26 protein-coding genes are annotated in these 24,947 nt (G+C 57.8%); 14 read left to right on the plus strand and 12 right to left on the minus strand.

Features of this window, described 5'->3' with window-relative positions; all coding sequences use genetic code 11:
• Window positions 1-103 precede the first annotated feature (103 nt).
• Together glnA and ACR1XU_RS01430 are read right to left on the minus strand one after the other, a co-directional pair.
• The gene (glnA, locus tag ACR1XU_RS01425) at window positions 104-1,510 is read right to left on the minus strand and encodes a type I glutamate--ammonia ligase (RefSeq protein WP_170610233.1); all 1,407 of its coding nucleotides are present in this window, start codon (window positions 1,508-1,510) and stop codon (window positions 104-106) included.
• A 43-nt stretch (window positions 1,511-1,553) separates the two neighbouring features.
• A complete protein-coding gene (locus ACR1XU_RS01430; protein ID WP_480522527.1) occupies window positions 1,554-1,892 on the minus strand; it encodes a P-II family nitrogen regulator in 339 nt (112 codons plus the stop codon).
• Between the two features lie 167 nt (window positions 1,893-2,059).
• Here ACR1XU_RS01430 and ACR1XU_RS01435 point away from each other — a divergent pair, with 167 nt between their 5' ends.
• The 3 genes from ACR1XU_RS01435 (at window position 2,060) to tig (ending at window position 6,554) form a co-directional block, all read left to right on the plus strand.
• Window positions 2,060-3,595, plus strand: a complete 1,536-nt coding sequence (locus ACR1XU_RS01435; protein ID WP_480908935.1) for an NAD(P)H-hydrate dehydratase — start codon at window positions 2,060-2,062, stop codon at window positions 3,593-3,595.
• A 319-nt stretch (window positions 3,596-3,914) separates the two neighbouring features.
• Entirely contained in the window at window positions 3,915-5,039 is a 1,125-nt protein-coding gene (locus ACR1XU_RS01440; protein WP_170676416.1) for a porin, read from the plus strand.
• 183 nt (window positions 5,040-5,222) lie between these two features.
• Window positions 5,223-6,554, plus strand: coding sequence for a trigger factor (gene tig, locus ACR1XU_RS01445; protein WP_170610238.1), 1,332 nt, complete (start codon window positions 5,223-5,225; stop codon window positions 6,552-6,554).
• 101 nt (window positions 6,555-6,655) lie between these two features.
• Here the strand turns inward: tig and ACR1XU_RS01450 are convergent, their stop codons facing one another.
• The 6 genes from ACR1XU_RS01450 to rpsF form a co-directional block, all read right to left on the minus strand.
• Window positions 6,656-7,519, minus strand: coding sequence for an acyl-homoserine-lactone synthase (locus tag ACR1XU_RS01450; RefSeq protein WP_170619144.1), 864 nt, complete (start codon window positions 7,517-7,519; stop codon window positions 6,656-6,658).
• A 97-nt stretch (window positions 7,520-7,616) separates the two neighbouring features.
• Window positions 7,617-8,318: a helix-turn-helix transcriptional regulator gene (locus tag ACR1XU_RS01455; RefSeq protein ID WP_170610242.1), complete on the minus strand. Its 702-nt coding sequence runs from the start codon at window positions 8,316-8,318 to the stop codon at window positions 7,617-7,619.
• Between the two features lie 226 nt (window positions 8,319-8,544).
• Window positions 8,545-9,021, minus strand: a complete 477-nt coding sequence (locus tag ACR1XU_RS01460) for a lytic transglycosylase domain-containing protein (RefSeq protein WP_170610244.1) — start codon at window positions 9,019-9,021, stop codon at window positions 8,545-8,547.
• A gap of 144 nt (window positions 9,022-9,165) precedes the next feature.
• Window positions 9,166-9,783, minus strand: coding sequence for a 50S ribosomal protein L9 (gene rplI, locus ACR1XU_RS01465; RefSeq protein ID WP_170610246.1), 618 nt, complete (start codon window positions 9,781-9,783; stop codon window positions 9,166-9,168).
• A gap of 12 nt (window positions 9,784-9,795) precedes the next feature.
• Window positions 9,796-10,023, minus strand: a complete 228-nt coding sequence (gene rpsR / locus ACR1XU_RS01470; RefSeq protein WP_005608650.1) for a 30S ribosomal protein S18 — start codon at window positions 10,021-10,023, stop codon at window positions 9,796-9,798.
• 27 nt (window positions 10,024-10,050) lie between these two features.
• Window positions 10,051-10,404, minus strand: a complete 354-nt coding sequence (gene rpsF, locus ACR1XU_RS01475; protein WP_170610248.1) for a 30S ribosomal protein S6 — start codon at window positions 10,402-10,404, stop codon at window positions 10,051-10,053.
• A gap of 388 nt (window positions 10,405-10,792) precedes the next feature.
• Between rpsF and ACR1XU_RS01480 the strand changes: the two genes are divergently transcribed.
• Together ACR1XU_RS01480 and ACR1XU_RS01485 are read left to right on the plus strand one after the other, a co-directional pair.
• A complete protein-coding gene (locus ACR1XU_RS01480; RefSeq protein WP_480915579.1) occupies window positions 10,793-11,206 on the plus strand; it encodes a hypothetical protein in 414 nt (137 codons plus the stop codon).
• Window positions 11,207-11,332: 126 nt separating this feature from the next.
• The gene (locus tag ACR1XU_RS01485; RefSeq protein WP_170610251.1) at window positions 11,333-11,905 is read left to right on the plus strand and encodes a YceI family protein; all 573 of its coding nucleotides are present in this window, start codon (window positions 11,333-11,335) and stop codon (window positions 11,903-11,905) included.
• A gap of 68 nt (window positions 11,906-11,973) precedes the next feature.
• On the opposite strand, the gene ACR1XU_RS01490 is transcribed toward ACR1XU_RS01485, so the two are convergent.
• Window positions 11,974-13,200 (minus strand): cytochrome b/b6 domain-containing protein, encoded by a 1,227-nt coding sequence (locus ACR1XU_RS01490; protein ID WP_480907448.1) that lies wholly within the window; start codon window positions 13,198-13,200, stop codon window positions 11,974-11,976.
• A gap of 174 nt (window positions 13,201-13,374) precedes the next feature.
• Here ACR1XU_RS01490 and fabD point away from each other — a divergent pair, with 174 nt between their 5' ends.
• The 7 genes from fabD (at window position 13,375) to mltG (ending at window position 19,710) form a co-directional block, all read left to right on the plus strand.
• Window positions 13,375-14,313 carry an ACP S-malonyltransferase gene (fabD, locus tag ACR1XU_RS01495; RefSeq protein ID WP_170805698.1) on the plus strand — a complete coding sequence of 313 codons (939 nt, stop codon included), beginning with the start codon at window positions 13,375-13,377 and terminating at the stop codon, window positions 14,311-14,313.
• A gap of 42 nt (window positions 14,314-14,355) precedes the next feature.
• The gene (gene fabG, locus ACR1XU_RS01500) at window positions 14,356-15,093 is read left to right on the plus strand and encodes a 3-oxoacyl-[acyl-carrier-protein] reductase (protein ID WP_170610255.1); all 738 of its coding nucleotides are present in this window, start codon (window positions 14,356-14,358) and stop codon (window positions 15,091-15,093) included.
• A gap of 210 nt (window positions 15,094-15,303) precedes the next feature.
• Window positions 15,304-15,537 (plus strand): acyl carrier protein, encoded by a 234-nt coding sequence (locus ACR1XU_RS01505; protein WP_008756330.1) that lies wholly within the window; start codon window positions 15,304-15,306, stop codon window positions 15,535-15,537.
• A gap of 138 nt (window positions 15,538-15,675) precedes the next feature.
• Window positions 15,676-16,215 (plus strand): GNAT family N-acetyltransferase, encoded by a 540-nt coding sequence (locus ACR1XU_RS01510; protein WP_321252340.1) that lies wholly within the window; start codon window positions 15,676-15,678, stop codon window positions 16,213-16,215.
• A gap of 122 nt (window positions 16,216-16,337) precedes the next feature.
• A complete protein-coding gene (locus tag ACR1XU_RS01515) occupies window positions 16,338-17,081 on the plus strand; it encodes a 1-(5-phosphoribosyl)-5-[(5-phosphoribosylamino)methylideneamino]imidazole-4-carboxamide isomerase (protein ID WP_480907444.1) in 744 nt (247 codons plus the stop codon).
• Window positions 17,082-17,289: 208 nt separating this feature from the next.
• A complete protein-coding gene (gene fabF / locus ACR1XU_RS01520; protein ID WP_480907443.1) occupies window positions 17,290-18,555 on the plus strand; it encodes a beta-ketoacyl-ACP synthase II in 1,266 nt (421 codons plus the stop codon).
• The gene (mltG, locus tag ACR1XU_RS01525; protein ID WP_480811758.1) at window positions 18,556-19,710 is read left to right on the plus strand and encodes an endolytic transglycosylase MltG; all 1,155 of its coding nucleotides are present in this window, start codon (window positions 18,556-18,558) and stop codon (window positions 19,708-19,710) included.
• Between the two features lie 62 nt (window positions 19,711-19,772).
• Here mltG and ACR1XU_RS01530 read toward each other — a convergent pair whose 3' ends face one another.
• The 3 genes from ACR1XU_RS01530 to phhA form a co-directional block, all read right to left on the minus strand.
• Window positions 19,773-21,035 carry a DEAD/DEAH box helicase gene (locus ACR1XU_RS01530; protein ID WP_170610928.1) on the minus strand — a complete coding sequence of 421 codons (1,263 nt, stop codon included), beginning with the start codon at window positions 21,033-21,035 and terminating at the stop codon, window positions 19,773-19,775.
• A 299-nt stretch (window positions 21,036-21,334) separates the two neighbouring features.
• The gene (locus ACR1XU_RS01535; RefSeq protein WP_480907440.1) at window positions 21,335-21,673 is read right to left on the minus strand and encodes a 4a-hydroxytetrahydrobiopterin dehydratase; all 339 of its coding nucleotides are present in this window, start codon (window positions 21,671-21,673) and stop codon (window positions 21,335-21,337) included.
• A 6-nt stretch (window positions 21,674-21,679) separates the two neighbouring features.
• Window positions 21,680-22,480 (minus strand): phenylalanine 4-monooxygenase, encoded by an 801-nt coding sequence (phhA, locus tag ACR1XU_RS01540; protein WP_480907438.1) that lies wholly within the window; start codon window positions 22,478-22,480, stop codon window positions 21,680-21,682.
• 115 nt (window positions 22,481-22,595) lie between these two features.
• Here phhA and ACR1XU_RS01545 point away from each other — a divergent pair, with 115 nt between their 5' ends.
• Both ACR1XU_RS01545 and ACR1XU_RS01550 read left to right on the plus strand, forming a co-directional pair.
• Window positions 22,596-23,054 carry an Lrp/AsnC family transcriptional regulator gene (locus tag ACR1XU_RS01545; RefSeq protein ID WP_480907459.1) on the plus strand — a complete coding sequence of 153 codons (459 nt, stop codon included), beginning with the start codon at window positions 22,596-22,598 and terminating at the stop codon, window positions 23,052-23,054.
• Between the two features lie 478 nt (window positions 23,055-23,532).
• Complete coding sequence (locus ACR1XU_RS01550; protein WP_480907457.1) at window positions 23,533-24,903, plus strand: DNA-packaging protein; 1,371 nt, start codon at window positions 23,533-23,535, stop codon at window positions 24,901-24,903.
• The last annotated feature ends 44 nt before the right edge of the window (window positions 24,904-24,947 follow it).

Genomic DNA, 24,947 nt, shown 5'->3' on the forward strand with positions numbered 1-24,947 from the left:
AGTGTGAAAGATCACTCGCAATCCGTCAAATCCAGTGCGGCGACAAGAAAAGGGGCGCCCGATGGACGCCCCCTTTGCGAGAATTTTCGTCGAAAGTTCCTGATCAGCAGCTGTAGTACATGCCGTATTCAACCGGATGCGGCGTGTGCTCGTAGGTTTCGACCTCTTCCATCTTCAGCGCGATGTAGCCGTCGATCTGGTCTTTGGTGAACACGTCGCCCTGCAGCAGGAAGTCATGATCGGATGCCAGAGATTCCAGAGCTTCGCGCAGCGAGCCGCAAACGGTCGGGATGTCGGCCAGTTCTTCGGCAGGCAGATCGTACAGGTTCTTGTCCATGGCTTCGCCCGGATCGATCTTGTTCTTGATGCCGTCCAGACCGGCCATGAGCAGCGCGGCAAACGCCAGGTAGGGGTTTGCAGCCGGATCGGGGAAGCGGGCCTCGACGCGCTTGGCTTTCGGGCTTTCGGTCCACGGAATACGGATGCAGCCCGAACGGTTGCGTGCCGAATAGGCGCGCAGAACAGGTGCCTCAAAGCCCGGGATCAGACGCTTGTAGCTGTTGGTCGACGGGTTGGTGAAAGCATTCAGGGTCTTGGCGTGTTTCAGAATACCGCCGATGTACCATAGGGCTTCGTCTGACAGGTCGGCGTATTTGTCGCCTGCGAACAGCGGCTTGCCTTCTTTCCAGATCGACATGTTCACGTGCATGCCGGTGCCGTTGTCGCCATAGATGGGCTTGGGCATGAAAGTTGCCGACTTGCCATAGGCATGTGCCACGTTGTGAATGACGTACTTGTACTTCTGCAGCTCGTCCGCCTGTTTGGTCAGGCTGTTGAAGATCAGACCCAGTTCGTGCTGGCACGAGGCAACTTCGTGATGGTGCTTGTCGACCTTCATGCCCAGACGCTTCATGGTCGACAGCATTTCCGAACGCAGGTCCTGCGCCTCGTCGATCGGGTTCACCGGGAAGTAACCGCCCTTGACGCCCGGACGGTGGCCCATGTTGCCCATTTCGTATTCGGTATCAGTGTTCCAGGCCGCGTCGGTTGCATCAACTTCGAACGATACCTTATTCATTGTATTGGAATAACGGACATCATCGAACAGGAAGAATTCGGCTTCGGGGCCCATATAGGCCACGTCACCAACGCCGCTGGCTTTCAGATAGGCTTCGGCCTTCTGTGCGGTGCCGCGCGGGTCGCGGCCATAAGCTTCGCCGGTATCGGGTTCAACGATCGAGCAGTGCAGGCACAGCGTTTTTTCGGCGTAGAACGGATCGATATAGGCCGATTCAGTGTCGGCGATCAGTTTCATGTCCGAGTTTTCGATCGACTTCCAGCCAGCAATCGAGGAGCCGTCGAACATAAAGCCTTCTTCCAGGAAGTCTTCATCGACCAGATCCACATCGACGGTCACGTGCTGCAACTTGCCCCGCACGTCGGTGAAGCGGATGTCGACGTAGGCGACGTCTTCTTCGCGGAGAGTTTTGAGAACTGCTTCTGCGCTCATTCCCTTGGTCCTTCTGATAGATATGTCAGGATATTCGGTTGATTTACAGGGCTTCCGAGCCGGTCTCGCCGGTACGGATGCGGATGGCTTGTTCGACAGGCGAGACAAAGATCTTGCCGTCGCCGATCTTATCGGTTTTGGCGGCATCCACGATGGCTTCGATGGCCGCGTCGACCTGATCGTCGTCCAGCACCACCTCGACTTTTACCTTCGGCAGAAAGTCGACCACATATTCCGCGCCGCGGTAGAGTTCGGTATGGCCCTTCTGACGGCCGAACCCTTTAACCTCGATGACACTGAGGCCCTGGACGCCAACGTCCTGCAGCGCCTCTTTCACTTCGTCCAGTTTGAACGGTTTGATGATCGCTTCGATCTTCTTCATCCCGGCCTCCTAATCTGCTTGTCAGGTTGGCAGTGATCACGTCTAAGATCGCTGGGCAATCTGATTGCGAAACGGACCGGTTGCTTGTGCGTAGAATTTCAGCGAGCGGTTAAATTTTCATCGAGTTGCATAAAATGTAATCGAAATTGAATCGCGCGGGAGATGAGATGACGGATTTGCTGACGGCGGCGCAGATGCGGGCGATTGAACTGGCTGCGATTGAATCGGGCAAGGTTACCGGTTTGGAACTTATGGAACGCGCCGGGCAGGGCGTTGTTGAGGCGATTTTTGAAGAATGGCCCGAGCTGGCAAAAACGTCCGGTCGCGCAGTGGTGCTGTGCGGACCGGGAAACAATGGTGGTGACGGGTTTGTCATTGCCCGGTTGTTGAAAGAGTGGGGCTGGGAGGTTGAGGTGTTTCTGTACGGCGACGCCGCAAAACTCCCGCCTGACGCACGAAGAAACTTTGAACGGTGCCAAGGCAAGTCCGACGTCAGTGTCCGAAAGATCGATACGCTTGCAGATGACAATCTAAATTTCCCTTCAGACCTAGACCTGGTAATTGATGGATTGTTCGGAACCGGGCTGACGCGACCGTTTCAGGGCGGCTTCTCCTTGCTGGCAAATGAGCGGGTAAGGGACCTGTCGTCAGAACGCGGCCTGCGGGTGGTTGCAATCGATATTCCCAGCGGCTTGTGCGCCGACAGTGGGCGCGTGCTGGGAAACGTGATCCAAGCGGATCTTACCGTAACCTTTCACGACATGAAGGTTGGTCACATGATCGGCGAAGGCCCCGCCAATTGCGGCGTGGTTCGGACAAAGTCGATCGGCCTTGAGCGAGAAAAAGACTATCGAGTTTTTAAGCTGGTTTCGGAAAAGAGTTTTCGGGTCTCGAAGGAACCGAAGGATCACAAATACTCTTATGGCCATGCCCTGATCCTTTCCGGTGGACCGGGCAAAACCGGCGCTGCGCGGTTGGCCGCGCGGGGTGCATTGCGGATTGGGGCAGGGCTGGTGACAATTGGTGTGCACCCGGCCGCGCAGTTGGAAGTTGCCGCGCAGGTCACCGCTGTCATGTTGCAACTGGCTGAAGGGGCCGACGAGCTTTCCCGGGTGCTGAAGGACGAGCGACTGAATGCATTGTGCCTTGGACCGGGAATGGGGCTGGATCGTGCCCGCGACATGGTACCGGTGGCACTGTCGGCAGGGCGCTCAACAGTGCTGGATGCAGATGCGTTGACGGCGTTTGCAGAGGACCCCAAAGCATTGTTCGATCATCTACATGAGACCTGCGTGCTCACACCACACGGGGGCGAGTTTGCCCGGCTGTTTCCGGATATTGCACAGAAGTTGGAAGAAGTTCCCGACAAAGGCCCGGCATACTCCAAGGTGGACGCAACCCGTGATGCTGCCGAGCGGGCAGGATGCGTGGTTCTGTTCAAGGGGCCGGATACTGTGATCGCGGCGCCGGACGGGCGGTGTTCCATAAGCTCGGCGTTTTATGACCGATCGGCGCCATGGCTGGCCACGGCAGGGGCCGGGGATGTTCTTGCAGGCTTCATCACCGGATTGATGGCGCGAGGGCTTGGGCCGATGCAGGCCGCCGAAGCTGCTGCGTGGTTGCATGTGGAATGTGCGCGGCAATTTGGCCCCGGACTGATTGCCGAGGACCTGCCCGAGCAGTTGCCAAATGTTTTGAAATAGTTGAATGTTTGATTGTCTGCGCGGTGGGTCGCCGAAAAGCTGGCTGATCGGCGTAATTTTGCCAGCGGCGTTGACGAAAATGCACAGCAAGTGTTTGCCAGTTGCATGGCTGATTGGCAGAATTTTCTTGCAGACTACCTTTGACTGCTGAAAGTCAGATTTAAGCGGTTGAAATTATTGAGTATAAATCTCTGCCTTGGGCTCTCGATGTGGCGAATATGCAATGCTTCTACTGTCTGAAATGCCGGCTATTGGAACCTCAGATTTTCGTGGACAAATGGGCGGGACGTGAAACCAGAACCCCATCATGGTGACAGATATGACTAAGATTCTCAGAAACTCATCAATAGCCGCGATTTTGGCGGCAACAGGCGCGATACCAGCTGCTGCTGAGTTGAAATATGAAAATAACAGCGGCGGATATGTGCATCTATATGGACAGTTCCACCCCGCTCTTGTTTCGGTGGACGACGGCCAGGATACCGAGACACGTGTTCTGGACAACGACCTGTCCAACAGCCGGGTCGGTCTGCGATTGATGCAGCCTTATGGCAGCAACGAGTTCATGTTCTGGTTGGAAACCGGCCTGGGCTTGCCCAGCACAGGGACGGCCAACCAGTTCGGCACCAACAACAACGGATGGTCGCGCGAAGATATTCGCCACGTCGATTTCTCGCTGAAGGGGGGGTACGGGAAGTTCTCGGCTGGTCAGGGCAGCATGGCGTCAGATGGGGCCGCAGAAGTTGATCTGTCTTATGTCGGGACCGCTTTGTATTCGTTCACCAACGATGAAAACGGAGCGTTTTTCTATCGTGATCCCACAGGCACACTGAGCACGATTACAGTGGGCGACTCGTCCAGCAACTTTGACGGGGCGCGTCGCGGGCGCATCCGCTATGACACGCCGGATTTCAACGGGTTCTCGGCGGCAATTGCATATGGTCAGAACATTCTGTCCAGCAGCGATGACGACGACTACTATGACATCGCGGTTTCCTACGGCAATACGTTCTCCAACGGCGTCGAGTTCGCCGCCAGCATCGCCTACGCCGTGCGCGACTTTGACAACTCATCTGGTGAGCGGAAAGACACGATCGGGTCAGCCTCGGTTCTGCTGCCCAGCGGGTTCAGCTTTACCGCTGCCCTTGGTTCCCGCGATGACACCTCATCCGGTGCAAGCGATCCCGACTATTGGTACACCAAGCTGGCGTATGAGGGAGACTGGGTGTCCTGGGGCAAAACCGGCGTCGGTATCGACTACTTCGACGGATCGGATTTTGAGAACAGCGGTTCAAGCACCAAGTCCTGGGGTATTGCGATCGTTCAACGGTTCGACAGCATCAACACCGACGCATATCTGAAGTACCGCAACCACGATTTCGACGACACGATCAGTTTCGACAAAAACGAAGCGTGGGTTCTGGGCGCGCGCTGGCGGTTCTGATCCTGCTTCTGAGACAAGCAAGCGCTCCGGTTCGTTCCGGGGCGCTTTTTTGTTCAATTCAGCGGCAAAACAAAGCTGATCTGGGCTTTGCCCCCTTGCACGTGGGCGGCTGGGCAAATAGAAGGCGTCAAATTTGCCCGGCGCGCCGTTTTGCGCGCCCCGAATCCTATGGGGACTACCATAATGCAGGTTACCGAGACGCTGAACGAAGGTCTAAAACGCGGCTACAATATCGTCGTATCCGCAGCCGAGCTGGATGAAAAGGTCAATGAGAAGTTGACCGAAGCGCAGCCGGAAATCGAAATGAAAGGTTTCCGCAAAGGCAAGGTACCGATGGCGCTGCTGAAAAAGCAGTTCGGCCAGCGCCTGTTGGGCGAAGCGATGCAGGAGAGCATCGACGGTGCGATGAACAAGCACTTTGAGGACAGCGGCGACCGTCCTGCGCTGCAGCCCGAGGTCAAAATGACCAATGAGGACTGGAAAGAAGGCGACGACGTCGAGGTCGCAATGTCCTATGAGGCGCTGCCTGCGATCCCCGAAGTAGACCTGAAGTCGGTCGAACTGGATAAGCTGATTGTCAAAGCAGACGACGCAGCCGTCGAAGAAGCGCTGAACAACCTGGCCGAAACCGCGCAGGACTTCAAAGCGCGCCGCAAGGGTTCCAAAGCGAAAGATGGCGATCAGGTTGTGATCGACTTTGTGGGCAAGGTTGACGGCGAAGAGTTCGAAGGTGGTTCCGCCGAAGACTATCCGCTGGTTCTGGGTTCCAACAGCTTCATCCCCGGCTTCGAAGAGCAGCTGGTTGGTGTGAAGGCCGAGGAAGAAAAAGACGTCAACGTGACTTTCCCTGCGGAATACGGTGCCGAGCATCTGGCCGGTAAAGACGCTGTATTCACCTGCACCGTGAAAGAGGTGAAAGAGCCCGTCGCTGCCGAGATCAATGACGAGCTGGCCACCAAATTCGGTGCCGAAGACCTGGCCGCATTGAAGGGCCAGATCGCTGAGCGTCTGGAAGCCGAATACGCCGGTGCGTCGCGCGCTGTCATGAAGCGTGCTCTGCTTGATGTGCTGGACGAGAAAGTCTCGTTCGACCTGCCGCCGTCGCTGGTTGAGGCTGAAGCCAAGCAGATCGCACACCAGCTGTGGCACGAAGAGAACCCGGAAGTGGAAGGCCATGACCACGGTGAGATTGAGCCCACTGACGAGCACAACAAACTGGCGGAACGCCGCGTGCGCCTGGGCCTGCTGCTGGCCGAACTGGGCCAGAAGGCCGAGGTTGAAGTCACCGACGCAGAAATGACGCAAGCTATCATGAACCAGGCCCGCCAATACCCGGGTCAGGAGCGGCAGTTCTTTGAGTTCGTGCAGCAGAACGCTCAGATGCAGCAGCAGCTACGCGCGCCGATCTTCGAAGACAAGGTCATCGATTACATCGTTGAACTGGCGCAGGTTGCCGACAAAGAAGTCAGCAAGGACGATCTGCAAAAAGCCGTTGAGGCACTGGAAGAGGAGTAATCCTCTTCCACCACCCCGGGCAACGTGGGGCACAAAAAAGCGGAGCCGTCTGAAATTAGACGGCTCCGCATGGGTGGCTTTGTACTTATGAGGTGAGGGGGTCAGGCCTCATGAGCAAAAGCACGGGGGGTTCGTAGCAGAGCGGTCTTTTGCTCTGGCGTAAATCGGTCCGAAAGCTCTTCGATCAGTTTCAGAACATCTTCGACTTCGGCCTTGCTCGTGGCCGCGTTCATCTGTTCGACAAAGTACCGTTCCAGTTGCGAAAGCGGCTGATGGTCGAAGTTAGCGACCGGCTGCTGTGGCGCTGCTTCGGTCTTGCCATGGGCATAAAGATCCAGAGCCGCTTCCTCGGTCAGGAAGACATCATGCTCAATCCCGGCATAGTTGCGAATTCCTGCAATCCGTTCATCCGAGCAATCCATGAGTGCGGCCATGGCGACGACCTTGCCCATGGGCTTGGCTGTGCCGACATAGTCATAGGGCGCGTTGCCTGAACGTTGCAGGACCCGGTTCATCACTGGATCGATCACTGCGATCGAGTCCAGAACTCCGGCTGTCTGTGCGTATTCGAACGAGCCGATCATGACTTCGCTGGTGACGTAGGATACAGAGTTCTTTCCGCGTCCGCGTCCGAGCTTCTTGGTGTCGACGCAGAAGCGCGTCGCTTCCCAGACCTGGGCGCTGCGTATGGGAGCCTCGCCATCCAGGATAGAGCTGAAGACGTCGGCCAGCATGTGTGGCCCGGTCGTCTGCAACAGTCGCATACACCCAACGACGTCCCCTTCGTCGTTGATGCTGACAACATGTGCAGGATGCAGGTCGTCAAAGTGATCGCGCTCGCGGCCATCCTTGATGTTGACATCCCAGCCAAGGCGATCCCCGAAAACCCGTGCCCGCAGCTTGAACATGTCGTCCAATACATCTTTGAATTTGTGCTGGTTCATACCATCAATTACGATGATCATTTCCATCCCCCTACAGTCTGGTTACCGTGTCTTAGAATTTAACCAAGATTCGGTTTAAGGCTATTGGGGGTTTCCCGTAATTTTGTCTTTTTTTTGATTAACCTGGGGCAATTAGGCCCATTCCGATGGCCCGTCCGATGGCCTGCGGAGTGGTGAGCGCGCCGAGTTTCTCGCGGCCCGACCGCATGTGCACTTCTACCGTGCGGTGTGAAATGGACAGAATATCGCCAATGTCCTGCTGAGATTTGCCCTCGGCGACCCATTGCAAGATCTCTTTTTCCCGGGTCGAAAGGGTCGGCAGGTACAACGCTTTCGCCAAAAGACCGGATTGCATAACGGTGTCATGCGCGTGAACCGCGGCCATCTGAAGATCGCCCATCACATGCTTCTTCAGCTTTTCCCATTCCGCGTCCGAACAATCCCTTGTGACACTGAGCATTCCGCATTCGCCGTAAGGCCCCCGGATCGGAACAGTCAGCCCGCGCGATGTAATCCCAAAATCATTTGCATCCCGGAATACAGCATGGAATTTCTCGTCATGGTTAAACCGCCCCCAATCAACGGGCGCGATGCTAAGTACTGACTGATAAATCGTGGGGTCAAAGTGGTGATAGCCGTGGCTGCCATAGTGAATCTTCCACTCGTCAGGGTAGTTCGCATAACCCTGCACATCACCTTTGATGGGGTTCATGGTTGCATAGGAAGCGTAGTCAAAGCCGAGCTCATCGCAGACGGCATTGATGATGTCTGAGGCCGACTTTTCCTCATGGTCGATTGCGGCCAAGTCTATCAGTTTCACCGGTCCAACCCTTACAGTGACACTCCTAGCCCCAAAGAAATGCCGTCTTCGTCCTTCACGGTGTATACGTTGCGTCAACCTTGGGGTGTTGTGCAAGCCATTTGTGCAAGCCGCGTATGCTTATTGCGTACTTAAAGCAACAGAACGGGGAAAAACATACCTTTTCGGCACTTAATATCCCGGATTACCTCCGGTTGACGCGAAGTTCGGGGCGTTTTGAGGGGGTTTATTCCGATCGCAGGCCCGTTTCGACCAGCATTTTTCGCGCTTTCGCTTCGGGATAGAAGCCCTTTGCGTACAGAAAAATCGCCCGTTGCTGATCCCCATCGGACAACAACCATGCCCCCCTTAGGTACTTTCCGGCGAATTCCAGATTGGTGTCTGCATCCAGCAAGCCTTGCGCTTTCCCGTCGTACCCCATCGAGCGTGCCGTTGCGGGAAGGATTTGCAGCAACCCGTAATACGGCCGGTTGACCGCCCATGGCCGATGTGTGCTTTCCCGGATCGCCAGCTTGTGTACCAGTTCGCGCGGCAGTTCGTAGTGATCGGCCCACTTGTTGATCGATTCGCGCAGTTCGGCGGTCTCGTTCGGATAAAGCGGTGGATCAAATGCTTCGTCTGAGGGCCGGTTGGAGCCGCTACAGGCGGCGATGGGCGTTGCAATCAGAATAGCCAGCACACTGCGGCGAAGGAACAAAGTCATAAGATAGCTCCGACAATGGAGGGGCCGATGATATGAAACGAAATTCTGACTGCAAGGTTGGGTTTTTTGGAGCAGCAAAAACTTGCTGAAATAAAAAGAGGCCGCGCATGGTACGCAGCCTCTTTCTCGTCATTTCCTGTCGGATCAGGCTTTGGCTTCGTCTTCTTCAGCCGAAGCTTCCGGTGCCAGATCTTCGTCTTCCGAAGCGGCAGAACCGATGTCGTCGAACAGTTCGGCAATCTCGAATTCCGCGGCAGCTTCTTCTTCAGCAGCCAGTTCCTGGATCGATTTACCGGAGGCTTGCAGTTCGGCTTCTTCTTCCGAACGTGCAACGTTCATCTTGATCTCGACTTCGACCTCGGGGTGCAGTTTGACTGCGAGCGAGTGCAGGCCCAGTTCCTTGATCGGAGCAATCAGAACGACCTGTTTCTTATCGACAGTGAAGCCTGCTTCGGTTGCGGCCTCTGCGGCGTCACGCGGCGTGACCGAGCCGTAGAGAGCGCCGGCATCCGATGCCGAGCGAATCACGATGAACTGCTGACCGTCCAGCTTTTCAGCCAGTGCTTCAGCTTCTTTCTTGGTTTCCAGGTTGCGTGCCTCAAGCTGCGCTTTCTGGGCTTCGAACGACGCGATGTTGGCGCTCGACGCGCTCAGCGCCTTGCCCTGGGGCAGCAGGAAGTTGCGGGCGTAGCCGGGTTTGACGTCAACGACGTCGCCCATCTGACCCAGTTTCGCGACGCGTTCCAGAAGGATAACTTGCATGTCAGTCTCTCCTTACTTCACGGCGTAGGGCAGCAGGGCGAGGAAGCGCGCGCGCTTGATAGCACGGGCCAGTTCACGCTGCTTTTTCGCCGAAACGGCGGTGATGCGCGAAGGTACGATCTTGCCACGCTCAGAGATGTAGCGCTGCAGCAGACGGGTGTCCTTGTAGTCGATTTTCGGCGCGTTCTCACCCGAGAACGGGCAGACCTTGCGGCGGCGGAAAAATGGTTTTGCGGCCATGGTTTGTGTCCTTTCGTCAGGCTTTGATCAACGGCGCTCGCGGCGGTCGCCACGCTCGTCACGCTTTTGCATCTGAACCGACGGGCCGTCTTCGTGGCCGTCGACCTTGATGGTCAGAACGCGCATGACGTCTTCGTGCAGACGCATCAGGCGTTCCATTTCCTGAACGGCGCCCGAAGGAGCGTCTGTCTTCAGGAAGGCATAGTGGCCTTTGCGGTTCTTGTTGATCTTGTAGGCCATCGTCTTGACGCCCCAGTACTCGCTATCAACCAGCTTGCCGCCGTTGTCAGCCAGAACGGTGCCGAAATGTTCGACGAGGCTTTCCGCCTGCGCGTTGGACAGGTCCTGACGCGCGATCATTACATGCTCATACAGTGGCATGTGCACTCCTGTTTATATCAAGGCGCATTTCAAAGGCGGGGCTTTCTGGTCCTTCGCGACCCTGCCACGAGAGGCTGCGCGATTCATAACTCTTGCGAAGGATGGCCCCATATACACGTTTGAGCGCGAGGGGCAAGCCCCGCCACATATGCCTTTGTGAAGTCGCCCTAATTCCTTTGGCGCGCCCAATTCCTGACGCTTTTCGGCTCAAAGTTGTTTTGTATGCCGGGGACTAGCCGGAACGAGCAAATTCAGTACGGCAACCTGAGACGGGGTAAAGAAAATGACCGCTACGAACACAAACGCAATTCACAAAACGGCCACTGGTTCGCGATTTGAACATTCTGTGCCTGTCATGGTGGCCTTCGCACCGAACTGGAAAGCGAGAATGATCTTGGCGCGGGCTCTGGGCCTGATTTTGATCGTAGCCGCGTTTTCCATGTGGCTTATGTCCGGATCCGTTGCAGGACCCGAAGTGTGGCCCATCAAACTGGCGGCTTCGATGATGTTCCTGCTGGTCGGGGTTAGCTTGCTGACGATCGAGATTATGGATGCCCGGCCGGACGCATATTTTGATCCGATCCGCCGCGAAGTGCGCGTGCTTCAGAAAAACGAAAATGGTCGCCCACAAACGGTTCTGCGTCGCAGCTATGAAACCCTGGGGGGTGCACGTTTTGCGGATGATCAGGTCGAGTTGTTCGACATGGATGGCAGCCTTCTGATGAAGCTGCCGCTGCAATCAGCGGATGTAAGCCGGGCGCTCAAGGGGCAACTTAGCGGAAACGTTACGATCTTCGCCTAAATCCCGTTCTGTTCAAAAAAGAACAGAATTTGTGAGAGAATAGAGGTTGAGTGCCGCCCTTGGGCGGCACATTTACGTTAGTGAGCAACCATTCTGGGTTGCACCACCAATTCTGCGGAGTTTGTTATGAAACCTATCCTCCTGGCCGCCGCACTGGCCGTATCAGCAACATCGGCTTTTGCTGCTGCCGAGAAATATGTTCTGGACTCAAGCCACAGCCAGGTCGTCTTTACTTACAATCACCTCGGATTTTCGACCACAACCGGGATGTTCTCGGGTTTTGAAGGCGAGATCATGTTCAATCAGGCAGACCCCGCTGCGTCGAGCGTGACCGTCTCGATGCCGGTGGTCGAGATGATCACGGGCTGGAAGCCGCGCGAAGATCATTTTATGTCCGAGGATTTCTTTGCTGCGGCCGAGGGTGACTTGGCCACCTTTACCTCGACCGGTATTGAAGTAACAGGCGAGAACACCGCCAAGATCACCGGCGATCTGACCCTGAACGATATCACCAAGCCCGTGGTGCTGGACGCAACGCTCAATCAGGTTGGCGAGCATCCGATGGCTGGAAAGCAGTGGGCCGGGTTCGACGCGACCACAACCCTGCTGCGCAGCGACTTCGACCTGGGCCAATTCGCGCCGTTCGTCAGTGACGAGGTGGAAATTTCTATCTCGATCGAAGCGCAAAAGGCTGAATAAGACAGATTTGGCTTTTGAATAGAAAACCGCCGGTGCTGAAACACCGGCGGTTTTTTTGTTGGTCAATGTTACTTGGCCCGCGACGCGGTCAACTCTACTGCAACGGTCACGGCAAACGCCAGCGAGTCTTCAGCGGGCATTTTTTTGCCAATGTCGAAACTCAGCCGGTCCAGCGTTATTTCTCCGGTCATTGTTGCGACATCATCCTGAATACTCAGAGCGAAGGGCAAAGCGATGTCCAGCGTCTTGTCTCGGATTGTCAGGGGGCCACGCGCCTCGTATCCGGATTCGGTTTTGAACAGGTCGGCATCGAAGCTGGCGGTCGGGAACTGGCCGCTGTCGAAGAAATCCGCGCCCATGGCCTGATCCGTTACGGTTCCGAGGCTCAGCGAGCCGATGGCAATGGTCACGTCCACCGACCCTGCGAGGCCGGGTTCTGCCGGTTCGTCGAAAGTGATCGCGGCGGTCCAGTCAGAGAAGCTGCCGGTTACAGGGCTGCCAAGTTGCTTGATCGTGATCGACAGGTTTCCTTCCTGCACCTGCCAGTCCGACTGAACCTCTGCAAGTTCGGCGGTTTCAGTGGAAGCGGCAGAGTGTTTGGTGAAAACACCGGTGGTCCAGCCAGCCGCCAGCACACCGCACCAGATGACCAGCGCGGCGGCGGCGGGGACAAGTGAGTGTTTCTGTGCGGGCGGCTTGGGCGCATCCGTTGCGCCCGGCAACATCCGACGCAGCGTACTGTCCTTATCCACGACATGGTGTTTCAGCGCTCCTGCGATGTGAAGCACCAGCGAACCCGCCAATACGATGATGAACAGCCAATGCAGGCTGGCAGTCAGTTCAGCCAGAGCGGGCGACTTGGGAATGAATGGCAGGTTCTGGCCAAAGGGCCACAGGATGGGTGCGAACCCTTCGGCGGCTGCGTGGTGCAGCCAGCCGGTCAGGGGAACCAGCACAAGCGAGCCATACAATAGCCAATGCACTGTTTCGGCGGCGAATGCTTCGGGCTTGTTTTCTGCGTTCAGCAAACCGGGTTTGGTTTGTGTCATCGTCCAGAAGATACGGGCCAAGGCCACGAAAAAGACAGCGATGCCCACAGTTTTGTGCAGCGAAAACAGCCGTGCGGCCTGCGCGATGTCGTCCTCGGTAGTCGGAATTGACGGGTCATAGATCGCCTGGGCCAGGTTGTTGGCAAAAAAGCCCAGTGGCAATGCCGTGAAAATCAGCAATGCCGTCAACCAGTGAAAGGTCTTGGCAATACTTCCGTAGGTAGAGAAGGTATTTTTCGAGTGCATTGATCGGATGCTCCGAAGGTGAAGGTCTGGACACAACCTATATCCGTGTGAACAGGACACAATATGACCGTGCGCACAGCGATGGTGCCGGAATGCAGAGCGCAGGCAATGCTTGTGCCGGGCCATTTGTCGGTTTACACCCCGCCGCAACCTAACGTCATCCATGAGGTTGCAATGACACTCGCGTTCGTTTTTCCGGGGCAGGGCGCCCAGACCATCGGTATGGGCAAAGCACTGGCCGAAGCCTATCCCGCCGCGCAGGCGGTATTTGACGAAGTGGACGAGGCACTGGGGGAAAAGCTGAGCAGCCTGATCTGGGATGGCGAGATCGAAACACTGACGCTGACACAGAATGCGCAACCGGCGCTGATGGCGACCTCGATGGCGGCGATGCGCGCGCTTGAGGCCGAAGGGGTTGCGATTACCAATGCGTCCTATGTCGCGGGGCATTCGCTGGGTGAATATTCGGCGCTTGCTGCTGCAGGGGCTTTGTCGGTCGCCGATACTGCCCGCCTGCTGCGCACACGCGGTCAGGCTATGCAGAGCGCCGTGCCGGTAGGTGAAGGCGCGATGGCCGCTGTGCTGGGGCTGGATCTGGAGGCCGTTCGCGCGGTTGCGGAAGAGGCCGCGCAGGGCGAGGTCTGCCAGGCGGCGAACGACAATGATCCGACACAGGTTGTGGTATCGGGCTCCAAGGCGGCTGTGGAACGTGCCGCAGTCATTGCAAAGGAAAAAGGTGCCAAGCGGGCGGTCATGCTGCCGGTCAGCGCGCCATTCCATTGTACTTTGATGCAGCCTGCCGCCGATGTGATGGCCGAGGCCCTGGCTGCCGTTGAAATCAAAGCGCCTGCTGTTCCGTTGGTGGCGAATGTGCGTGCCGAGGCCGTGACAGACCCAGATCTGATCCGGCAGTTGCTGGTCGAACAGGTGACGGGTTCGGTCCGGTGGCGCGAAAGCGTCCTTTATATGGCGGCGCAGGGTGTGACCGAGACATGGGAAATTGGCGCGGGAAAGGCGCTGTCGGGCATGATCCGAAAGATCGACCGGGCTATTGGCGGCAAGGCTGTCGGTACACCCGAAGACGTGCAGAATGCGGTGCAGGCCGAATCGTAATCTCCATACGCGTCGACACAGACGAACCAAGAGGGAAACCGAATGTTTGATTTGACAGGTAAGAATGCGCTGATCACTGGGGCTTCGGGCGGTATCGGGGGCGAAATTGCGCGTACCCTGCATGCGGCGGGCGCGTCGGTAGGGCTTTCCGGTACACGGGTCGAGCCATTGCAGGCGCTTGCGGACGAACTGGGCGAACGGGCCCACGTTTTGCCCTGCAACCTGAGCGACGCCGAAGCGGTTGCAGCGCTGCCGAAGCAGGCGGCCGAAGCGATGGGATCCGTTGATATTCTGGTGAACAATGCGGGCATCACGCGCGACAACATCTTTATGCGCATGTCGGATGAAGAATGGCAGAGCGTGATTGACGTGAACCTGACCGCGACCGCCAAACTGTGCAAAGGCGTTCTGCGCGGCATGATGAAGGCCCGCTGGGGTCGTATCATCAATATCTCGTCGGTGGTGGGCGCAACCGGTAATCCGGGGCAGGCGAACTATGCGGCGTCCAAAGCCGGAATGGTGGGCGTGACCAAATCGCTGGCCTACGAAGTGGCAAGCCGCGGAATCACCGCGAACGCCGTGGCTCCGGGCTTTATAACCACCGCGATGACCGACAAACTGACGGACGATCAGAAGAGCGGAATTCTGGGGCAGGTTCCGGCGGGCCGTATGGGTGACCCTTCGGAGATTGCCGCCGCAGTTCTGTATCTGGCTAGCCCCGAAGCGGGATATGTTACCGGAACCACCTTGCATGTGAATGGCGGTATGGCCATGTTGTAAGCGCGGCGCAGGGCAGGCGCGAAACCGTTTGCCTTGTGCGTCGTCTGTGCTATAGGCGGCGCAGATATGTGGGGGCCGGTCATTCAGGTTGGCCTTCGCCATGCCCGGTCAGCCGGGTCTCAAACCGCCCGGAACGGGCAAACCAAAGCCAGCCTGAGCGGGCAAGGGCAGAACCGGGCAATGCGCCCTGAAACGGAATGAGGAAAAGACATGAGCGACGTCGCAGATCGCGTTAAAAAGATCGTTGTTGAGCACCTGGGTGTCGAAGAAGACAAAGTCGCGGAAAACGCGTCCTTCATCGACGATCTGGGCGCGGACAGCCTGGACACTGTTGAGCTGGTTATGGCCTTCGAAGAAGAATTCGGCATCGAAATTCCCGATGACGCAGCCGAAACCATCCAGACCTTTGGCGACGCCGTCAAATTTATCAGCGAAGCATCCTAAGCGTTTCGTGTCGAGATAGAGCGGCGCTTCCGGGCAACGGAGGCGCCGTTTTTTTGTGCCCGGACCGATTTCCCGCTTGCACGGCGTCTTATTGCTTCGCACTGTTTCCACTGAGGCAAAATTCCAGGCGGGCAGGGCATGATAAGATCCACCCCGATGATAAACACGGCGCGACTGACGCTTTGTGCGATGCGACCAGAAGATTTCAACCGCTTTGCGGAAATCTGGCGAAATCCGTGTGTTGTGCGCCATATTGGCGGCAAACCGAAATCACGGGGCGAGGCGTGGGATGCGTTCCTGCGCAATGCCGGACACTGGCAGATGGCCGGATTCGGACAATGGGCCGTGATCCAGCAATCGAATCGGCAGATGATCGGTCAGGCAGGATTTTTCTATGGTGATCGGGGTCTGGGTGAGGATTTTGGCCGTTTCCCCGAGGCAGGCTGGGTCCTGGCCCCCGAAGCGCAGGGAAAAGGACTGGGATACGAGGCCGCACAGGCGGCTCACGACTGGTTCGACAGGGTCATTCCCGGGCCGTTGGTCGCCATGGTGGATGCCACAAATGAAGCGTCGCAAAGTCTGGCGCAGAAGCTGGGCTACGTTCTGATGCGTGAATGCGACTACATGGATACGCCTGTCCATCTGTTACGGCGAAATGGTCCGCCAGCACGCGCCTGAAACACAGTAATTGTAGCAATGCCGCAAACAGAGCGTGGTTTGCCGAAACTGTTTGAAACAACCGTTTCGGCGCTGTCTATGCTATGCTGGATTTTACAGCGATTGGGCGAAGGAGCATGCTCATGAGGATTTATCCCACGATGGAATTGCAGAACGGACGGTGTGTCTCGCTGGACAAAGGCCGTCTCGATGAAGCCATGGTCTGGCATGTCGATCCGGTTGCAACCGCGCGCAGCTGGTCTGCAGCCGGGGCGGAATGGATGCAGCTGACGGACTTCGACGCAATCGAAGGGCGCAATACCAACGCCGAACTGATTGAAGAAATAATTCGAAGCGCGGAAATGCCGGTGCAGCTTGCCGGCGGTATGCGAAGCCGCGAGCACGTCGAACACTGGATCGACAAAGGTGCCGGCCGGGTTGTGATCGGAACCCTGGCCGCGCGTGATCCCCACGTGGTCAAGGAACTTGCCAAACTGCACCCCGACCAGATCGTTCTGGCCGTGGATGTCTGGCAAGGTCAGGTTATGACCGAAGGCTGGCGCAGCCAAAGTGCCTTTACGCCAGAAGCGTTCATCGACGCTTTTGCCGACACGCCTTTTGCTGCCATTCTGGTCACTGATATCGACAGCGACATGGATGACGTCGAAGCGCAGCTGGGATTGATTTCGGGTCTGGCCAAGCACTCTCGGACCCCGGTCATTGCCAGCGGCGTCGTTCGTACGGCAGACGATATTTCGCGGCTGGCCTACATCTCTAACATCTCGGGCGCGATTGTGGGCCGTGCGCTGTTCCGCAAGACACTGAGCCTGTCCGAAGCGCTTAAGGTTGCGGCCGCTGCCCATGAACCGGTGGCGCATTTCCAATAGGACCGGCCCGGTATTTCTAGCCCGCCCTTTTCCGTTTCAGGGAAGGGGCGGTTTTTTTTGCAGAGCGGTGGTGCATTCCTGCTGAACCACAATATATGACCGGCATTGGCGAAATGACGCTAACAAGGAATGCGCCCTTGCTCTTGCCCCCGCCCCCCGGGGCGGGGTATGGACGGTTCTCATACAGGAAGCAGGCAAGAGGCATTTCATGCGCAGAGTCGTTGTAACCGGTCTGGGATTGGTCACTCCTTTGGCCAGTGGGGTCGAGGAAACCTGGTCGCGGCTGCTGGATGGGGAATCCGGCGCGGGCCCGATTACCCATTTCGATGCTGAGGCAAGTGGTGTCACCACGACATATGCCTGCGAAGTACCGCGTGGAGACGGCACGAACGGGACTTTCAACCCTGACGACTGGCTGCCGCCGAAAGAGCAGCGCAAGATCGAAGATTTCATTCTGTATTCGATTGCTGCTGCAGACATGGCCTGTCAGGATTCCGGCTGGTTGCCTGAAGATGAGGAAAGCCGCCTGCGGACTGGTGTTCTGATCGGCTCGGGCATCGGTGGGCTGGGGTCCATCGCGGAAACTGCCAATCTGATCCGCGACAAGGGCCCGCGGCGTGTTTCGCCTTTCTTTATTCCTGGCGCGCTGATCAACCTGGCGTCGGGTCAGGTGTCGATCCGTCATGGCTTCAAGGGACCGAACCATTCGGTCGTGACCGCCTGTTCCACCGGGGCGCATGCGATCGGCGACGCCAGCCGCATCATCCGCGCCGGCGACGCTGACGTGATGGTGGCCGGTGGCGGTGAAGGCTGCATCTGTGAGATCGGTATTGCCGGTTTCAACGCGTGTAAGGCACTGTCGACCAAATATGCCGATGATCCGAAGAGGGCCAGCCGCCCTTATGACATCGACCGCGACGGGTTCGTCATGGGCGAGGGCGCAGGCATCGTTGTTCTGGAAGAATATGAACATGCCAAGGCGCGCGGCGCGAAGATCTACGCCGAGGTTCTGGGCTATGGCATGTCCGGTGACGCCTATCACATCACCGCGCCGTCCGAGGACGGTGATGGGGCCGAGCGTTCGATGAAAGCAGCGCTGCGCAGTGCCGGGCTGGAACCGAAAGATCTGGACTATATCAATGCGCATGGCACCTCGACCATGGCGGATACGATCGAGCTGTGCGCAGTGGAGCGTTTGCTGGGCGAACATGCCAGCAAGGCGACCATGACCTCGACCAAATCGGCCACCGGTCACCTGTTAGGGGCTGCTGGCGCGATTGAGGCGATCTTCTCGATCCTTGCGATCCGCGATCAGGTGGCACCGCCGACGATCAATCTGGACAACCCGGCGGTTGAAACACCCATCGATCTGGCACCGAACGCTAAGCGTGAGCGTGAGATCAACGTCGCGCTTTCCAATTCGTTCGGCTTTGGCGGCACAAACGCAAGCGTGATCTTCGGAAAGGTCAGTTAAATGTGGCGGGCCCTAGCGTCCAACGCGCTGACCCTGCTGGTGGTCGGCCTGTTTCTGATGGGCGGTCTGATCCTTTGGGGGCAATCGCAATACAAGGCTGAAGGTCCGCTGCAATCCGCGATCTGCCTGCGGGTGGAAAGCGGTTCGAACATGACACGTGTTAGTCGCGATCTGGAGGATCAGGGTGCGATCAGCAATGCCATGATCTTTCGCATGGGCGCCGACTATACGGATCAGGCGCAGAAATTGAAGGCGGGCAGCTTTCTGGTGCGCGAAGGCGCCTCGATGCAGCAGATCATCGACGAGATCACCAGCAGTGGTGTAAGCACCTGTGGTTCCGAGATCGAGTACCGTATCGGTGTAACCCGCACGCAGACCCGTGTACGCGAACTGGACCCTGCGACTTTGGACTTTGTCGAGGTTGCCTCATTTGGATCAGATGAGGAAACTCCGGCGGAATACGCAGAAAAACGTGGCGAGGCTGACACGCGCTATCGGGTGTCAGTGGCCGAGGGCGTGACCGCGTGGCAGGTTGTTGACGCGCTGAAGTCATTTGATGCGCTGAGTGGTGACGTAACCCAAATTCCGGCCGAGGGTGAGTTGGCGCCTGACAGCTATGACATCAAGCCAGGCGACGACAGAAATGCTGTCTTGCAGAAAATGCAGGAAAAGCAGCAGCTTCGGATCAATGCAGTTTGGGAAAGTCGTCAGGACGGGTTGCCACTGGAAAGCCCGGAAGAAATGCTGATCCTTGCGTCCATCATCGAAAAGGAAACCGGCGTGCCGGAAGAGCGCGGACAGGTAGCCAGCGTATTCGTGAACCGCTTGAAGCAGGGTATGAAGCTGCAGACAGACCCGACCGTGATCTACGGGATCACCAAGGGTCAGGGTGTCCTTGGACGCGGATTGCGGAGGAGTGAGCTGCGGCGCGCAACCCCTTGGAATACTTACCTGATCGATGGGCTTCCGCCGACACCGATTGCCAATCCGGGACTGGCAAGTCTGGAGGCCGCAGTTGCGCCCGAAGAAACCGACTATGTCTTCTTTGTTGCTGACGGTACCGGCGGCCATGCATTTGCGGAAACCTTGCAGGAGCATAACCGCAACGTCGCCAAATGGCGTGAGATCGAAGCCGAGCGTAACTCGGGCAACTAATCCGCAAGAGACATGAATAAGTGGCCGGGGGCGCATCGCCGCCGGCCATTGTTGTTGTGCGATCAGGCCGCCGGGCGTCGGCGCTGTCTGCGCCGTTTGGAAGGGGCGGAATTCGAGTTTCCGGAACCCGCATGCGGTTTGGAACCTCTGCGACGATTGCCCTGACGGCGCGCAGGTTTCTGAGGCTCGGCGGCTTCAGGCAACGCGCCGCTGGCGACGGGAATTTCAATCTTCATCAGCTTTTGAATTTGCCGCAGCAGATCGACTTCTTCCGGTGCGCAAAACGCAATGGCTTCACCTTCGCGCCCGGCACGGGCCGTACGCCCGATGCGGTGGACATAATTGTCGGGCACCTCGGGCAGGTCGTAGTTGATCACATAGGCAACGCCGGGGATGTCGATCCCACGTGCGGCCACGTCTGTCGCCACAAGAATCTTGATCTCGCCCGTGCGAAACGCCTTGATGGCGCGGTCGCGTTGTCCCTGGCTTTTGTTGCCATGGATTGATGCCGCGTTGAAACCGTCTGCGACCAGCCCCTTCATCAGCTTTTCTGCGCCATGTTTGGTGCGGGAAAACACAAGCGTCAGCGCCTCGGGGTCGGCTGAAAGGATGTCGCGAAGTTTGCCGGGCTTTCCGGGCTTGTCGATGAAGTGGATGGATTGGGTGATCTTGTCCGCAGCTTTGCCCGGTGGCGAAACCTGCACCCTTTGCGGGTTGGTCAGATAGGCGCGGCTGAGTTCCTCCATCTGCTTGGGCATCGTGGCCGAGAACAGCATGGTCTGGCGCGGGCTGCCCAGATGCGGCGCAATGCGGCGCAGGGCGTGGATGAAGCCCATGTCCAGCATCTGATCGGCTTCGTCCAGCACAAGATGCCGGACGGCGCCCAGATCGACGGCGCCGCGATCCATCAGGTCGATCAGGCGTCCGGGCGTTGCCACGAGTATGTCGGTGCCGCGCGACAGGAACGAGATCTGCTTGTTGATGGACTGGCCACCAACAACGGTCGCTACGCGCAGTTTGGTTTTTCTGGTCAGATTACGCAGGCTTTCGGCGATCTGATTGACCAGTTCGCGGGTAGGGGCCAGGATCAGTGCCTTTGCCGTTTTGGGGGCCGGCTTGCCTGGCTGGGCCAGAAGGTGGTCAATCAGCGGCAGGCCGAAGGCCAGCGTTTTACCTGTGCCGGTCTGGGCCAGACCTAGAATATCGTGTCCCTGAAGCGCAAGCGGAATGGCCTGGTTCTGGATGGGGGTGGGTTGGGTAAGTTGCGCGTTTTTCAGGGCGTCATTCAGAGCGGGCGCAAGACCCAGCATGTCGAAGTCGAACAAATCGTATTCCTTTTTGGTCCGCAAAGCCAGGTTGGCCGCGAACATGAGGTTCTGGCCACGCAACTTGCGCGACCGGCAGGGTTTAGCGAGACCTCAGGACGGGCAGGCGGGTCCTGCGCCATCCGGCCATCGCATCAAGAACCCTGCGTGAAGGGGAACTGGAGGGTAGGAGCGCTTTGGGCAGGCTACGAGCCTGCCGATGCTCACGCGTCAGCGCTGTGTTGAGCGGCACATGAGGGTTACGAGCGCAATTGTCAAGCGCTGCTGAATGCAAACGCTTGTTTGGGGTGATTATCGTGTTACGCCGTCAGCGCGTCCAATTTTGCTGCCCAAATGAAATCATTTTCACTGAGGCCGCCGATCTCATGCGTGGTGAGCCGGACCACTACGTAGCCATAGCCGAAACTGATATCGGGGTGATGCCCCTGCTGATCGGCGAGCCATGCGCAAAGATTGGCCAGATAGGTCGCCTTGGCAAATCCCTTGAACTTAAAGCGCCGCGTCAGTGTTTTGGTTTCGGAATCAAGCTGCCAGTCCGGGCTGAGGGCCTTGAGATGCGACTTGGCGTCTTGCGCGGTCAGCGGCGGTATGCCGCCGGAACAAGGGACGCATGTTTGACCTGCTAGTTTCTGTGTCATTGTGGATCACTCGGCAGCGGTTGTTTTTTCAGGGAACTTGTTCGGCAACAGACCGAGAGACTGGGCGCGGTGGACGTCGGCCAGAAGGTTGCGCTCGGCCGCTTCGAACAGGTCCTCTGGATCGTTTAGCACAATATACCCCATCTGGTGCATATCGATCCGATAAGGAGTGCGCAGGATCGTCAGGACATCAAACGGGTCCCGATCTGGTATGTCGCTGTTCACGGCGTATACAAGTTCGGTGGGCGAGGAAGCCAGCCCTGATCCCAGCGCTTTGATACCACCTTCCTGTCGACGCAGCCCAAATTCGATTGTGAACCAGTATAGCCGGATCAGCCAGGCGTAGTCGTTCGGTCCCGCCTGTTGCCCGGCTTTACCGATGGCATGGCTGAACGCCGCAAAACGCGGATCACTCAGCAACGGAGTATGGCCGAAGATTTCATGAAAAATGTCGGGCTCTTCAATATAGTCAAAATCTTCACGTGAGCGAATGAAGGATGCCGCAGGGAAAGTGCGATCCGCGAGCATGCCGAAGAACGTCTTGAACCCGATGAGGGCCGGAACCGGCTGTACCCGCCAGCCGGTCAGATCCAGCAGACGCTCGGAGATGTCCGCGCAAGACGGTACGGTCGTTTTGGGAAGATCGAGGCGTGCCAGCCCGTCCAGGTATTCGCGCGCCATGTAGCGCTGAACATTTCGCGCTTGAGCGGCATAGAGATCGGCCCAAACCGCGTTCTCTTCATCCGTGTAGACTATGTGGCCGCGGCTGTCGGGTACTTTCGCGACGTAGCTGGTTGATTTGGACATGATGTATCCTCCTGAAACAATTGTAGCCGGGCAGCTTGAAATAAATGTCTGGAAAGAGGCGATTGGATTGCTATTTTGCAATGTATGTATGCCTAGAACGGAAATTGTGAAACATATGCTTCATGATGCGGATATTGCGGTTTTGCGGGAGTTGCAGCTGAACGGCCGACTGTCGATGCAGGATTTGGCAGAGCGAACCGGGTTGTCGGCCTCGCAATGCTGGCGGCGGGTGCGTGATCTGGAAGCGTCGGGCGTTATTGCCGGCTATGGGGCGCAGCTCAGGGCCAAGGAAATCGGGTTGAATGCGATCGCCTATGTCCATGTTGCGCTGCGAGATCATCACGAAGAAAGCATCAAAGCGTTCCTTCGTTTGGTGGAGACTGAACCGCAGATTGTGGAATGCGCGTCCATCACCGGGGACCATGATTTTATTCTGAAAGTGTATGCACGAACACCGGAGGACCTTGAGGGCTTTATCATGCAGCGTCTTCTGAAGTCCGGGCTGGTTCGGGATACCCGGAGCAATTTCGTGCTGCGTCAAAACAAAACACGGGCGCCTTTGCCTTTGCGTTGATTGTTCGACAAAGGCTTGAAGGTTACCCGGTAAGCGAAAGAAATCATTCATAATTTTGTCACGATGCCTGTTGCGCCGACGTTGCGCGAGGCCTTGACGGTGCGGCCTTTTTCGCGTATAAATTGTGTCATGCTAGAAGAAGTGGGCAACGGCCCCGGGGCAACCCGGTGGCCGTTTTTCGTTTCTCTCGTGCGGAAAAACTCTCGCATGAGGTCACAGGCAAACATGACTTTGATTACCCCGGAAGAGCGGATGTCCCAAACGGCGGAACTTTTGCAGTCGCTTGAGACATCCATTCGCGGTTTGCGCCAGGCAGCGGAAGAACTGCGCAGGCAAATCGGAACCGGGGAGGATGCAGATCTTGCTGGTTCAGCCAAGCAACTCGGGCAGCTAGAGGGGCTGATCCGAACCTGTCAGAAAGTGGAGACAAGCTTTGTCGAACAACATCACAGACAAGCCGGAATTGCCCAAGGGGGGTATGCGCTCGACCTTGAGCGCGCTCGATTTGAAGTCGGGTGCAGGCTGGCTCGCCTCCGCGCCTGCTGCGGTTCGGGACCGATTTCTGAGTGAGATCGGGGAGGGGGGGCTGTGCGCCCTCCCTTTCCTGTTCGAGTTCTGGGCGTTGCCGCACCAACTGCCGCCCGAAGGCGACTGGCGGTCCTGGGTGATCTTGGGCGGGCGCGGCGCAGGCAAGACACGCGCAGGGTCCGAGTGGGTGCGATCGATGGTTGAGGGGGCAAAGCCGTTGGATCGAGGAGAAGCTTGTCGGGTGGCCTTGGTCGGTGAGACTTTTGATCAGGTGCGCGATGTGATGATCTTTGGCGATAGCGGCATATTGCAGTGTTCGCCACCGGATCGACGGCCGCAGTGGAAGGCATCGGAACGCAGGCTGATCTGGCCCAACGGGGCCGAGGCGCAGGCTTTTTCGGCGTATGATCCGGAGGGGCTGCGCGGCCCTCAGTTTGATGCAGCCTGGGTGGATGAGTTGGCCAAGTGGAAAAAGGCGGGCGAGACCTGGGACATGTTGCAATTTGCGTTGAGGCTGGGCGAGCGACCTCGGGTCTGTGTGACCACCACGCCGCGCAATGTGAAGGTTTTGAAGGAATTGTTGGCGTCGCCCTCTACCGTACAAACCCATGCGCAGACCGAGGCGAACCGGGCCAATCTGGCGGAATCCTTTTTGGAAGAAGTGCGCGCGCGATACGCGGGCACGCGGCTGGGGCGACAGGAGTTGGACGGGGTACTGCTGTCGGATGCCGAAGGGGCGCTGTGGACGGGTTCGATGCTGGAGGCGGCGCGCTGTGCGCGGGTGCCCGAGTTGGATCGCATCGTTGTGGCATTGGACCCGGCGGTGACGGCGGGATCGGATGCGGATGCCTGTGGGATCGTGGTCGTGGGCGCTCAGGTGCAGGGGCCGCCCGAGGAATGGCGGGCGTTCGTGCTGGCTGACCGGACGGTTCAAGGCGTTGGCCCGGCGGGCTGGGCACAGGCGGCGATTGACGCGATGGATGAATTCGGGGCCGAACGGCTGGTGGCCGAGGTCAATCAGGGCGGGCAACTGGTGGAAGAGGTCGTGCGGCAGGTGGACCCTCTGGTCCCATTTCGCGCGGTGCGGGCCTCACGCGGCAAGGTCGCGCGGGCGGAGCCTGTGGCGGCCTTGTACGAGCAGAGGCGCGTGGCGCATTTCGTCGGGCTGGAGGCGCTGGAGGAGCAGATGTGCCAGATGACCGCGCGCGGGTTCGAGGGGCAGGGCTCGCCCGACCGGGTCGACGCTCTGGTTTGGGCTCTGCATGAGTTGGTCGTGGGGCCTGCGGGGGCGTATCGGAGGCCTCGGGTAAGGGCGTTGTAAGAGGTTGTTCACTTCAAACCTAGATACCGGACGACTGCAAGCAT

This window comes from Ruegeria sp. D1(2025) (assembly GCF_056536425.1).